At 67.7% G+C, this 11641-nt stretch carries 12 protein-coding genes; 7 read left to right on the plus strand and 5 right to left on the minus strand.

The window, feature by feature from the left end; all coding sequences use genetic code 11:
* Nucleotides 1-82: 82 nt before the first annotated feature.
* The 3 genes from ACFR9S_RS01450 to ACFR9S_RS01460 all read right to left on the minus strand — a co-directional run bounded on the left by ACFR9S_RS01450 (nucleotide 83) and on the right by ACFR9S_RS01460 (nucleotide 3343).
* On the minus strand, nucleotides 83-859 hold the full coding sequence (locus tag ACFR9S_RS01450) for a hypothetical protein (protein ID WP_379731971.1): 777 nt from the start codon (nucleotides 857-859) through the stop codon (nucleotides 83-85).
* A gap of 43 nt (nucleotides 860-902) precedes the next feature.
* Complete coding sequence (locus ACFR9S_RS01455; protein WP_379731970.1) at nucleotides 903-1070, minus strand: hypothetical protein; 168 nt, start codon at nucleotides 1068-1070, stop codon at nucleotides 903-905.
* A gap of 134 nt (nucleotides 1071-1204) precedes the next feature.
* A complete protein-coding gene (locus ACFR9S_RS01460; protein WP_379817862.1) occupies nucleotides 1205-3343 on the minus strand; it encodes a S9 family peptidase in 2139 nt (712 codons plus the stop codon).
* Between the two features lie 119 nt (nucleotides 3344-3462).
* On the opposite strand from ACFR9S_RS01460, the gene ACFR9S_RS01465 reads away from it, so the two are divergent.
* Nucleotides 3463-4275: a S24/S26 family peptidase gene (locus ACFR9S_RS01465; RefSeq protein ID WP_379731583.1), complete on the plus strand. Its 813-nt coding sequence runs from the start codon at nucleotides 3463-3465 to the stop codon at nucleotides 4273-4275.
* Nucleotides 4276-4332: 57 nt separating this feature from the next.
* Here the strand turns inward: ACFR9S_RS01465 and ACFR9S_RS01470 are convergent, their stop codons facing one another.
* Nucleotides 4333-5985, minus strand: coding sequence for a Cdc6/Cdc18 family protein (locus tag ACFR9S_RS01470; RefSeq protein WP_379731584.1), 1653 nt, complete (start codon nucleotides 5983-5985; stop codon nucleotides 4333-4335).
* Between the two features lie 1071 nt (nucleotides 5986-7056).
* On the opposite strand from ACFR9S_RS01470, the gene ACFR9S_RS01475 reads away from it, so the two are divergent.
* From ACFR9S_RS01475 to ACFR9S_RS01490, 5 genes are all read left to right on the plus strand, one after another.
* Nucleotides 7057-7698, plus strand: coding sequence for an Era-like GTP-binding protein (locus ACFR9S_RS01475; protein WP_379731585.1), 642 nt, complete (start codon nucleotides 7057-7059; stop codon nucleotides 7696-7698).
* A gap of 2 nt (nucleotides 7699-7700) precedes the next feature.
* Nucleotides 7701-8123, plus strand: a complete 423-nt coding sequence (locus ACFR9S_RS01480) for a DUF2073 domain-containing protein (RefSeq protein ID WP_379731586.1) — start codon at nucleotides 7701-7703, stop codon at nucleotides 8121-8123.
* Nucleotides 8124-8127: 4 nt separating this feature from the next.
* Entirely contained in the window at nucleotides 8128-8925 is a 798-nt protein-coding gene (locus tag ACFR9S_RS01485; protein ID WP_379817864.1) for an OapC/ArvC family zinc-ribbon domain-containing protein, read from the plus strand.
* Nucleotides 8926-9012: 87 nt separating this feature from the next.
* A complete protein-coding gene (locus tag ACFR9S_RS16200) occupies nucleotides 9013-9105 on the plus strand; it encodes a hypothetical protein (RefSeq protein WP_459077012.1) in 93 nt (30 codons plus the stop codon).
* Nucleotides 9105-9887 carry a DUF7089 family protein gene (locus ACFR9S_RS01490; protein WP_379817867.1) on the plus strand — a complete coding sequence of 261 codons (783 nt, stop codon included), beginning with the start codon at nucleotides 9105-9107 and terminating at the stop codon, nucleotides 9885-9887. Before ACFR9S_RS16200 ends, ACFR9S_RS01490 begins: the two co-directional genes overlap by 1 nt.
* A 255-nt stretch (nucleotides 9888-10142) precedes the next feature.
* On the opposite strand, the gene ACFR9S_RS01495 is transcribed toward ACFR9S_RS01490, so the two are convergent.
* Nucleotides 10143-10727 (minus strand): DUF7090 family protein, encoded by a 585-nt coding sequence (locus ACFR9S_RS01495; protein ID WP_379732581.1) that lies wholly within the window; start codon nucleotides 10725-10727, stop codon nucleotides 10143-10145.
* A 107-nt stretch (nucleotides 10728-10834) separates the two neighbouring features.
* On the opposite strand from ACFR9S_RS01495, the gene ACFR9S_RS01500 reads away from it, so the two are divergent.
* Complete coding sequence (locus tag ACFR9S_RS01500; protein WP_379732582.1) at nucleotides 10835-11512, plus strand: class I SAM-dependent methyltransferase; 678 nt, start codon at nucleotides 10835-10837, stop codon at nucleotides 11510-11512.
* Nucleotides 11513-11641: the final 129 nt, after the last annotated feature.

Genomic DNA, 11641 nt, shown 5'->3' on the forward strand with positions numbered 1-11641 from the left:
CGGCAAACTACCTCGGATACCGAACGGCGAGTGAAAACGAGCCGTGAGGTGGGGTGTTGGTTGGGAAACCGTCGGGACCGAACTACCGCCAGCGGTCGTAGGCGTAGAGCCCGCCGGCGGTCAGCAGTAGGACGATCCCCAGCGCCGCCACGCCGAGGCCGACGACGAAGCCGGCGAAGCCGGATCCGAAGTCGTCGACGTGGCCGTAGACGGAGACGCTGTACAGCGTCCCATCTTTCCGGACCGTGGTCGGGAGCTGATCGACGTAGGGGTCGTTCACGTACGGGCGGTAGCCCAGATCGTCGCCCGTGGAGTTGTCGATGATGCGGTCGACCGTGCGCTGTTCGCCCGCGGTGAGGTTCGCGTAACGCGGTGCCTGCGCGGCGATCGCGTCGGCGACGGGGCGCAGCGAGACGCTCTCCGCGCGGACGAGCGAGCCGTTCTCCTCGACCGTGAGCCGGTAGTAGCCGTCGGGGTCGGTGTTCTCGTTGGTGTCACGCACGAACGCGTACTCGCGGTCGATCTCGCGCAGATCCGCGCGGGCGTCGGGGTCGTCGACGGTGGCCGACCCCTCGCGCATGGCGGTCACCAGCGCGTCGAGCGTGGCGTTCGGCGCGCGGTACTCCTCGCCGTAGCGTGCGGTGAGCCGGTAGTCCGGGAGCGCGACCTCGTGGTCGTGAGCGCTGACGAGCCGTTTCTGGTCGGAGACGTTGTCGAGGTCGATCGGCTCGGCGACGTAGATTTGGGAGGTCTGTGCGGGCGGGGACGTGGCCTCCGCTGCCCAGCCGAGGTAGTACGGCGCCGGGAGGCAGAGCAGCCCGACGACGGCGAGCAGGAGGGCGACGCGGCGGGGATCCATCGGCCGAAAATCCCGGCGGTTCGGGTAAGTGCCTTCTGGGGCCTCAGGGCGACCAGTTACAGGCGGCGCCGTCGGCCAGCCCGTGCTCGTCGACGTAGGTGGTGAGGCAGGCGTAGTTGCAGAACGCCATCGGCTCGGCGTCCACGGCACCCTCGGCGACGTAGACGGGGTCGTGCTCCTCGACGGTCGAGTCGCAGTACACGCAGTCCATACGGAGGGTAAGGGATCGGGACCGATGGGCGTTACGGCGGAACCCCTTCGCTTCGGATCGAAACCGCAGCCGGGCAGCGCGTCTGACGAGCAGGTGAAGCCGCCCTCAGTAGCGCTCCGGAGCCGTCGGGAGCGCTACTCGTCGCTCCCGTCGGTTTCGTCGTCTCCGCTCTCGCTGTCTCCGTTCTCGTCGTCCTCGCCCGCCGAGAGGCCGTCGTCGCGCTCGCGGTCGAGCGCGCGCGGCACGTCGTGGTGGTCACTGTAACCGTCGAACCACCGGGCGATACGCTCGATGCGGTCGACGATGTGGCCCGGCTCGCCCGAACGCGAGAGTTCGTGGCCCTCGCGCGGGTAGCGGACGAACCGCGTATCGGTGCCCTGCTTGCGGACCATGCGGTACCAGAGTTCGGCCGTGCAGGCCGGGGTGCGGTAGTCCTCCTCGGAGTGGATCACCAGCGTCGGCGTCTCCACCTCGTGGGCGTGGCCCGCCGGCGACTTCTCCCAGAGGAACTCAGGCTCCTCCCACGGCGTGGTGTCGAAGTCGCCCTCGACGAGGGCGTAGGCGCCGTCGGTCGAGCCGTAGAAGCTCGTGAGGTCGTAGACGCCCCGTTGGGAGACCGCGGAGGCGAAGAAGTCGGTCTGGCCGACCGTCCACGAGGTCATGAAGCCGCCGAAGGAGCCGCCCGTGAGGTGGACGTCGTCGCCGTCGACGTACTCGCGATCGGTCAGCAGGTCGACGCCGGCCATCACGTCGGTCAGGGTCACGTCGCCCCAGTCGCGCTCGATGGCCTGCATGTACTCCTCGCCGTAGCCCGTCGAACCGCGGGGGTTCGACCAGAACACGACGTAGCCGCGGGCGGCGAGCGTCTGGAACTCGTGCCACATCGTCCCGGCGGTGGTCCACATCGCGTGGGGGCCGCCGTGGACCTCGACCGCGAGGGGGTACTCCTCGTCGGGATCGAACTCAGGGGGCGTGATCGTCCAGCCGTGGACCTCGCCCTGCTCGGAGTCGAAGTGGAGCTCTTCCGGCTCCTGTACGGAAACGTCGTCGAGGTAGTCGGCGTTGAGTTCGGTGAGGCGGACGCAGTCCTCGCGCTCGGCGCCCGCGCCGCCGTCGAGGCCGGGCTGGTCGGCGTGCTGGCGGCTGCAGACGAACACGTCGCCGGGGTGGTCCCACTCGCTCATCGCGAACGCGAAGCGCTCCTCGCCGACGTGGCCCGTGCTGACGGCGCCGGGCCGAACCACGCGGCGGGGCGCCTCGCTCGCGTCGGCCGGCGCCGACCAGACGCTCGTCTTCCCCTCGTCGGGCGTCGAGAAGTAGACGCGCTCGCCGTCGGGACCCCACTGCGGCGCGGACTCGTACCCCAGCCCGCGGTCGAGCTCCTCGGTGATCCACGCCACGTCGCCGTCCGCGTCGAGGACCTTGAGTTCGGCGGGTTGGATGGTGACCTGCTCCTCCTCGCTGTAGAGGAACGCCACGTCGCCGTCGGCGTTTGCGGCGAGGCCGGCGCCCCAGCCGCTCGACTCGTGGATCTTCTCGGCCTCCTCGGCGTCGGTGTCGTAGGCGTAGATCGAGTAGCGGTGTGAGTCGTCGGGGTCCTCGCCCACGTCCTGTGCGGTGTAGTACAGCGTCGACGCGTCGCCCCAATCGGGGCCGGCGAAGTCCACGTCACCGTCGGTGATCCGCTCGACCTCGACGTCCTCGGCGCTCGCGAGGCCGTCGCCGACGTGGGCGACGTAGACGTGCGAGCGCGTGCCGTCGAAGTACGACTGGCCCGTGCGGTAGACCGTGCGGTCGATGACTCGGGGGTCAGGCTCCTCGCGCTCGTACTCCTCCTCGTCGGAGATGTCGACGTCGAGTCCCTCCTCGCGCTCGTCTTCGGTCGTGGACTGGGTGAACGCGATCCGGGTGCCGTCGGGCGACCAGCTGATCCCCTGGACGCCGGCGGGGACCTCAGTGACTTGCCGTGCCTCGCCGCCGCCGACCGGGATCAGCCAGAGCTGCGGGCGGTCGTCGTCCTTCCCGCGGTTCGAGACGAACGCGATTCGGTCGCCCGACGGCGACCAGCGGGGCTGGCTGTCGCCGCCTTCGCTGACCGTGAACTGCCGGGGGTCGTCGCTCCCGTCGCTGGGGACGAGATAGACCGTCGACTCGTAGCTCTCCTCGTCGTCGGGCGTTGTCCGGACGAACGCGACCTGTTCGCCGTCCGGCGAGAGCCGAACGTCGCCGGGTTTGGTGATCTCGTGGAAGTCCGCGGCCTCGATTCGTGCCATGGAGTGACGCGGGGTCCTCCGGACCGAAAGGATGTCGGTTGCGGCCAAAAGCGAACGAGAGCGGCGACGGCACGGGTAGTCAGAAGGCCTATGACGACCCCCCCGCAAGCAAGGATCAGATGAGTGCTGGCGAGGGTCCCCCGCCGAAGCCGTCCGCCGGGGACGACGAACCGGACGGGCCGATCCAGCGGTTCCTGACCGCCGAGAGCGGCCCGCTGATGTTCGCTCGCGAGATGGCGACCAGCATGGCGACCGTCGCCCTCGTCGGGCTGTTGCTGTTCGCGATCAGCGGCGTCTGGCCGCCGATGGTCGCCGTCGAGAGCGGGAGCATGAACCCCAACATGCAGAAGGGCGACCTGATCTTCGTCACCGAGCCCGGGCGGTTCGCGCCCGACGCCGCCCACGGCGACACCGGCGTCGTCACCCACCGGGTCGGAGAGGAGGTCGGCTACAAGACGTTCAACGACTTCGGGACGGTCGTGATCTACGAGCGGCGGAGCGGCCCGCCGGTCATCCACCGCGCCCGGTTCTGGGTGGAGGACGGCGAGAACTGGTACGACGAGGCCAACAAGGCGTGGGTGGAGGGCGCCGACAACTGCGGGGAGATGGACAACTGCCCGGCCCCCCACGCCGGCTTCATCACGAAAGGCGACAACAACGCCTACTACGACCAGACCGGCAACATCCGGGAGCCGGTGAAGCCGGAGTGGCTGGTCGGCACCGCGCGGCTCCGGATCCCCTACCTCGGTTGGGTCCGGCTGGGTTTCTCGGGTGCGGCGACGCCCGGGCCGATCGACGGCGGGACCGCGAGCGCGACGACCGGCGGCCCGGCGACGGTGAACGCCACCGCTTCGAGTGGAGTCGAGATGGCGGGGTCGGTCGAAGGGGTTTCGAGTCCGGGACTGTCCTCGGACCGAATCGCGGCGGTCTGATGCGGTAGCTGCTGGGGGATCTTTACCGTCGGGAGAAAGGAACGCTACGCGAACCGATCAGTTGTCGAAGCGGGCCTGGACGAACGGCTGGGCGTTCTCGATGTCGCCGAGTCGGGAGTCCGAGAGGAGGACGTGTTCGGTCTCCTCGATCGGGACCGACAGCGAGATTTCCTTCGTGCGGCCGTAGCGACCCTTGGAGACGACGACGGCGTTGACGATGCCGAGCATGTCGAGTTCGCTGATCAGGTCCGTGACGCGGCGCTGGGTGAGCACGTCGGCGTCGATCTCCTCACAGAGCCGCTTGTAGATGTTGAACACCTCGCCGGTGTTGATGTTGTGGACGCCGTTTTTCTCGAGGAGGATCGTCGCGAACAGGACGATCTTGCTCTGAGTCGGCAGGGTGCGGACGACCTCGACGACGCGGTCGAGTTCGATCTTGTCCTGGGCCTGCCGGACGTGCTGCTCCTCGACGGTCTCGGCCTGACTGCGCTCGGCGAGTTCGCCGGCGGTGCGGAGGAGGTCCAGGGCTCGGCGGGCGTCACCGTGCTCCTGTGCGGCGAAGGCAGCGCAGAGCGGAATCACGTCGTCGGTCAGTGCGTCCTCCTTGAACGCCACGTCCGAACGGTGCTGGAGGATGTCCCGGAGCTGGTTCGCGTCGTACGGCGGGAACACGATCTCCTCCTCGCCGAGGCTCGACTTGACGCGGGGGTCGAGGAAGTCGGTGAACTTCAGGTCGTTCGAGATCCCCATGATCGAGATGCGGGAGGTCTCCAGTTCGGAGTTCATCCGGGAGAGGTTGTACAGCGTGTCGTCGCCGGACTTCTCGACGAGCTTGTCGATCTCGTCGAGCATGATGACGACCACGCGCTCGTGGTAGTCGATCGCGTCGAAGAACTTGGTGTACACCCGGTCGGTCGGCCAACCGGTCATCGGCACCTCCTCCATCTCCTCGCGATCGTCCTCGAGTTGGTCGATCTCCTCGTCGATCGCCTCGACGCTGTCGAACTCGGTGTCGGCGAGCGCGTCCTCGTCGCCGTCGGCCGCCGTCGAGCGCAGTTCGCGCAGCTCCTCGAGGCGGTCGGCGACGATCTCGCGGTTCTTCTCGATGAACTTGTTCGCGAGCTGGGCGAGCACGCGGTACTGCGTGTCCGTGATCTCGCAGTTGATGTACTCCACCTCGCAGGGCACGTCGTACTTCTCGGAGGTGGACTCGAGCTCCTGGCTGACGAACTTCGCGCTCGCGGTCTTCCCCGTTCCCGTCTTCCCGTAGATCAGGATGTTCGACGGCGTGTCCCCGCGCAGCGCGGAGACGAGGATGGTGGCCATCTGGTTGATCTGGTCGGTCCGGTGGGGAAGCTCGTGGGGCGTGTAGGAGGGTCTGAGCACCTCCTTGTTGCTGAAGATCGGTTCGCCGGCCATCAGGTCGTCGAACAGCCCCTGACTGTCGCCGTCGTCCTCCAGCATCCGGTCGATGTCGACGCCGCCGGTGTCGAGATCGACCGAGGAGTCGATCCCCTCCGTGTCCAGCGAGGCGTCGACGCCGTCCGGGAGATCGTCGGTCGACTCGGGCTCGCCGGCGTCGGGCGTCTCCTCGGCCCCATCCGGATCGGCGTCCCCGTCTTCGCCGTCGTCGAACGCGCCGTCGTCGGTGATCGGCCAGCCGTCGTTCGGATCGCCCTCTCCCTCCGTGTCGTCGTCGGTGTCGTTCATTTGGATACCCCTACGTTTCGTGTGGAGAACGGCACTCGGGACCGGTATATCCGGCACGTGACCCGCTGCAAGGCACGATCCCAGGCGAGACGTTCCGGAGCGCCGTCCAGTTGATGCACTCGAACCAAATGAATAGGGGTACCAAAAACCTGTCCCTGTCGGCGCGATCTGCTGGGGGAGCCGCGTCGACGATCGCGTCTCGATCGGCTCACGGGCGATGTGTCGCGCCCCCGTACCCCACTGTTTCGACTGGACCGATCCGCCCGACTGGGAGACGGTCCGTCGAGTGGTGCGAGCTCGTCGAGAGTGGCCGCGAGGGTCGAAGGGATCGGGGGTAGAGGTGAAACGGAGGGTCGGCGGCGGCAGGTACATGGCTGGCATCGCTTCGAGTGGAAAAGCCCGATAGGAAGGGGGCAGTCAGCGACGGCGCCGGTCGGTAGGGGGTGGCGACGCTCGATCGACGGGAAACGGTAGGGGGTGGTGACCCCCCCACCCCATCGTTTCGGGTGGAACGCGAGTCAGCCGGGGGTGAGGGTGGCGAGAAACGGCAGAACCTGCCGTCTATCGAGCGGTAGTTTTACACTACACGACGATAGATTAGTCCGTACTGCAATTTATCTTCTTTATTTAGACGTGGAGTTGTGTGGTTAGTTGTGTCTCTGACCGCCAGCTCGCGACCCCACCCCCTCGTCGTCTCGGCGCTCCACGGGAAACGGAGGGGAGGGGGTCGTCGGCGCGATCCGTCCAACATCGAACCCGACAAGACGGGCGGTTCGAGCAGTGTATCCCGAAAATATTCTCGATCTTCACCGAACACGCCGGGCATCCACCTTTGTTTCGAGTGGAAACGGTCCGTTCCCGATGGCGGGGGAGCCGCTCGGTCCCCGATCGACGGAGCTCCCCTTCGGCGGTGCCCCTCGATTTCGTGTCGACGGCTCGAAACGCGGTTTCGATCGGCAGGAGCGTCGACGCCGCCCGGAACACGGCGCCCCGATCGACGCCATTCTTAAGTACATCGCCGGCGGAACTCGCTGTAACGGCTCCCTACCGCCACGGGGGCAGGAGACAAGGATGGGTCTGCTCACGAATCTGAAACAAAGTATCACGCAGGTCACGGACGGCCTGTTCGCATCGGAGGAGCCGAAACGGATCGGGATATACGGCCCACCGAACGCCGGGAAGACCACGCTGGCGAACCGCATCGCCCGCGACTGGACCGGCGACGCGGTGGGCCCGGAGAGTCACATCCCCCACGAGACCCGGCGTGCGCGCCGGAAGGAGGACGTGACGATCGAACGCGACGGCCGGGAGGTCACGATCGACATCGTCGACACCCCCGGCGTCGCGACGAAGGTCGACTACGAGGAGTTCCTCGACCACGACATGGAGAAGGAGGACGCCGTCCGGCGCTCCCGCGAGGCGACCGAGGGCGTCGCCGAGGCCATGCACTGGCTCCGGGAGGACGTCGACGGCGTGATCTACGTGCTCGACAGCACCGAGGACCCGTTCACGCAGGTGAACACGATGCTGATCGGCATCATCGAGAGTCAGGAGCTGCCGGTGCTCATCCTCGCGAACAAGATCGACAAGGACGAGTCGGACATCCAGCGAATCGCCAACGCGTTCCCGCAGCACGAGACGATCCCGCTCTCGGCGCTGGAGGGACAGAACATGGACGAAGTGTACGAGAAAATCGCGGAGTACTTCTCCTAACAATGCCCGAAGTGACCAGCGGAGACGGCGACGGGACGCCCCCCGAAGAGGACGGCCTCGACGACGGGGTCCGGGTCGACATGATCAGCGGCGCCCGGATGGAGGGGCTCACCAGCATGGAGAAGATCCGGCTGATTCTCGACGGCGTCCGCGATGGGAACATCGTCATCCTCGAAGAGGGACTCACCCCCGACGAGGAGTCGAAGCTGATCGAGGTCACGATGACCGAGATCAGCCCGGACGAGTTCAGCGGCATCGAGATCGAGACGTACCCCAAGTCCAGTTCCGGCAACGCCGGGCTGTTCGACCGACTGATGGGGAACGACGAGCAGACCCAGAAGCTCACCGTGATCGGGCCGGCGAACCAGATCCAGACGCTCCACAAGGACGAGAACCTGATCAGCGCGCTCGTCTCGCGCAAGTAGTCCCGTGCCCCACGAGTGTACCACCTGCGGCCGGCAGTTCGACGACGGCTCCAAGGAGATGCTGTCGGGCTGTCCGAACTGCGGCGGGAACAAGTTCCAGTTTCAGCCGCCCGGCCGCGACACCGCCGAGCCGTCCTCGGCGACCGACGACGCCGCCACGGCCGACGCCGAAACCGCCGGGTCGGCCGAGTCCGAGCGACCCGACCGTGGCTCACCGTCGACGGAACCCTCCGACGGCGACTCCCAGCTCCCGGAACGGTCCGGCGACGACTCCAAGCCGCCGGAACGGTCCAGCGGCGACTCCCAACCCCCGGCCCACCCGGCCGAAGCGGAGCCGGACGTCGACGCCGCTGAGGACCGTGCACAGACGGACGCCCGGTCCGCTGCGGTCAGCAGCGAGGAGATCGACGAGGGTCGCCGGACGGCGGAGGACGGGCCGCCCTCGGACCGCGGCTCTCCCGCCCGGGGCACGCCGCAGGGTCCCCCGGCGGAGCGTTCCCCGGACGAGTCGGCCGACGAGTTCGACCTCTCGGGCGCGGTCGGCCCCGAGGACGACGAGCCGGTCGAGAAACAGCCCGTCGCGGGCTCGGCCCCCCAGCACGAGGAGCCGGCCTCGGACGACGACCTGGGTGCGCTGCGCGAGGAGCTGAACGACCAGTTCGAGAGCATCAAGATCACCGCCCCCGGGCAGTACGAACTCAACCTCATGGAGCTGTACGACCGGAAGGAGTACATCATCTCGCTTCAGGAGGACGGCCGCTACGTGATCGAGATGGCCGACGACTACGGCATCGACGAGTAGGCCTCCGTCCCGCGACTCTCTCTGTCCCTTTCTGCCACCTCGACCGCTTCAGCAACCGTTAACAGCCACGCGGTCGCAGACGGGGGTATGAGCACGGCGACGAAGATCGTCACCAGCACAGTGGGCCTGTCGGCGCTTCTGGCGTTCGCCTTGGTCTTCCAGATCGTCCTCTCGGCCTGATGTTCGCCGAGCGGACGCTCTCGCCGGCGGTCGAGCGGCTGCACAGGGAGATCACGCCCGACGTACTCGTCCTCGACACCGAGCGGGACTTCGAGACGCTCCCGCCGGCGGTCGCGGAGGAGCTGGGCCTCCTCGTGGAGTCGCTCGACCCCGCGAGCTACCCCGAGGCGTGGCTCCCGGAGAACGCGCCCGCACAGCTCGAGGCGTACGCGTCCGAGCAGTTCACCATCGGCCTCCCGGGCGACGGCACGGTCGTCCGGACCCACCAGACCGAGCCGCCGACGGTGCTCGTGAAGGCCCGCGCCGAGACCACCCCGGCGTCGTTCCGGGACTTCCTGATCGCGGAGGCGCTGGTCGAGATCGACGAGGGGGTTCCGGAGAGCTTCCTCCCGTTCTTCGGCGAGCAGTACGCCGAACTCGACTCGGCGCTGGGGCTGGGCGGGACGGCGACGTACCAGATCGCGGCCGCGCTGTTCGACGCGTGGGTCGGCCTGCACACCCGCGAGCGGTTCCGCGCGTGGGCGGGCGACCACGACGAACTCCACGCCGCGTGGGAAGACGCCGGCGACCGCCTCGTCGGTCGGATCGACGACCTCCCGGGCGAGGTCGCCCGCGGGGAGACGGAGTTCCCGGCGGCGACGGAGCTGGCGTGCTCGGCGGTGAAACACGGCCTCGACCTCCCGGCGCCGTTCGCGGCGTTGGACACGCTGGCCTACCGGGACCACGGCGCCGAGTACGCGGTCCGCTGGGCGGAGAAGACGATCGACTCGCTCACGGAGTAGCGGCGGGACGGTTCGTGTTCGTCGGTCGGTTCGAGTCGGCGATCCGTTTCGACTGTTTCCCCTCTTTCGACTGCAGCCTGCCTTTCGACTGCACTTCCCTGTTTCGACAGCACCGACCGTTTCGACTCCACGAAGCGTTTCGACTCCGCGAACCGTTTCGACTCCACTATCCCCTTCGACTGGAACGACAGCCGCGACGCTCTCTCGGTGTTTCGACTGGAAACCAACCGATCGGTGCGGAGGGGAGCTGTCGGTCTACTCCTGTGGCTCGTAGCTCACGCTGCCGTCGTCGTGGAGGCGGACCGTCGCGTCGAACAGTTCCGCGAACGCGGCGACGGTGTCGTCGTCGTGGACCTCGCTGGAGAGGTGGAACAGGCAGACTGCGTCGTGTTCGCGCACCAGTTCGATCAGCCGTTCGGCGGCCTCGAGCGCGGCGGCATCGTCGCCGTAGTAGGCCAGTTCGCTGAGCGAGTCCAGCGTGATCCGGCGCTTCCCGTCGTTCTCGGTGAGGAACGCCTCGACCTGCTCGACGATCCCCTCGACGTCGTCCGGGCCGGCGGCGTAGTGGACGTGCGGCGCCGAACGCCGGGAGTAGCCCCGTTCGATCGAGAGCGTGTCGAGTATCTCCGCCCGCGACTCGTCGACCTCGTAGTAGTCGAGCTTCTGTTCGACCTCGCGAGCGGTGGTTCGGGTCGAGACGACCAGGAAGCGGTCGGTGTCGACGCTGAGGAAGTCGGTGTCGACGCGGTCGGTCTCCCCGATGCTGGGGTGTAGCAGCAGTAGCGCGGTCCCGGCCGGGACGCTGTCGGGCGCGCCGTCGATAGCGAGGTCGTACTCCATATCCGGTAGTAGCGCGGCGAGGACTTCAAACTCGCGGCGGTACTGGCGGGAGGCGACTCCGCGCCCGGAGCCGAACCGGTTTTGCCCGCCACGCCCCACGCACGACCATGAGCGTTCGCGAGGAGTTCGACACCTGGGCTGCGGAGGGCCGCGAACAGGGGATGGAGGAGCGCCACTGGCACACCGCGCGACCCATCCTCGCACGGATTCCGGTCGAGGAGGGGGACACGGTGCTCGATCTCGGGACGGGCAGCGGCTACGCGCTGCGGGCCCTCCGGGAGCGCGGCATCGGCGCCGGCTACGGCCTCGACGGCTCGCCCGAGATGGCGCGGAAGGCCGACGGCTACACCGACGACGACGCGGTCGGCTTCCTGGTCGGTGACTTCGACCACCTCCCGTTCGCGACGAACTCGATCGACCACGCCTTCTCGATGGAGGCGTTCTACTACGCGAACGACCCCCACCGGACGCTGGAGGAGGTCCGTCGCGTGCTGAAACCCGGCGGGACGTTCTACTGCGCGGTGAACTACTACGAGGAGAACACCGCGTCCCACGAGTGGCAGGAGACCATCTCGGTGGAGATGACCCGCTGGGACCGCGAGCAGTACCGCGAGGCGTTCCGCGACGCCGGCCTGCACGTCGCCGAGCAGGACAACGTTCCGGACCGCGAGACGGAGATCCCCGACGAGTCCGAGTTCCCCTACGAAGGGTTCGGCAGCCGGCAGGCGATGGTCGAGCGCTACCGGACGTGGGGGACGCTGCTGACGGTCGGTGTCGCGCCCTGATTAGGGGGATTTCGGTGGGGACTTCGGTAGTAGCTACGATCTTTTTCTTCTTCGGTATCGACGGCAACAGCAGCTCGATCGTTGGCACCTTGTGACCGCAACCGCCCCGCACAGCCCACGAACCTCCCC

This window comes from Halolamina salina (genome assembly GCF_042678005.1).
In the GTDB taxonomy this organism is placed as follows: Archaea; Halobacteriota; Halobacteria; order Halobacteriales; family Haloferacaceae; genus Halolamina; species Halolamina salina.

What these genes read in the sequence shown, in the direction of transcription:
- ACFR9S_RS01450 (WP_379731971.1), bottom strand. Translation starts at nt 859, where the DNA reads ATGGATCCCCGCCGCGTCGCCCTCCTGCTCGCCGTCGTCGGGCTGCTC.
- ACFR9S_RS01455 (WP_379731970.1), bottom strand. Translation starts at nt 1,070, where the DNA reads ATGGACTGCGTGTACTGCGACTCGACCGTCGAGGAGCACGACCCCGTC.
- ACFR9S_RS01460 (WP_379817862.1), bottom strand. Translation starts at nt 3,343, where the DNA reads ATGGCACGAATCGAGGCCGCGGACTTCCACGAGATCACCAAACCCGGC.
- ACFR9S_RS01465 (WP_379731583.1), top strand. Translation starts at nt 3,463, where the DNA reads ATGAGTGCTGGCGAGGGTCCCCCGCCGAAGCCGTCCGCCGGGGACGAC.
- ACFR9S_RS01470 (WP_379731584.1), bottom strand. Translation starts at nt 5,985, where the DNA reads ATGAACGACACCGACGACGACACGGAGGGAGAGGGCGATCCGAACGAC.
- ACFR9S_RS01475 (WP_379731585.1), top strand. Translation starts at nt 7,057, where the DNA reads ATGGGTCTGCTCACGAATCTGAAACAAAGTATCACGCAGGTCACGGAC.
- ACFR9S_RS01480 (WP_379731586.1), top strand. Translation starts at nt 7,701, where the DNA reads ATGCCCGAAGTGACCAGCGGAGACGGCGACGGGACGCCCCCCGAAGAG.
- ACFR9S_RS16200 (WP_459077012.1), top strand. Translation starts at nt 9,013, where the DNA reads ATGAGCACGGCGACGAAGATCGTCACCAGCACAGTGGGCCTGTCGGCG.
- ACFR9S_RS01490 (WP_379817867.1), top strand. Translation starts at nt 9,105, where the DNA reads ATGTTCGCCGAGCGGACGCTCTCGCCGGCGGTCGAGCGGCTGCACAGG.
- ACFR9S_RS01495 (WP_379732581.1), bottom strand. Translation starts at nt 10,727, where the DNA reads ATGGAGTACGACCTCGCTATCGACGGCGCGCCCGACAGCGTCCCGGCC.
- ACFR9S_RS01500 (WP_379732582.1), top strand. Translation starts at nt 10,835, where the DNA reads ATGAGCGTTCGCGAGGAGTTCGACACCTGGGCTGCGGAGGGCCGCGAA.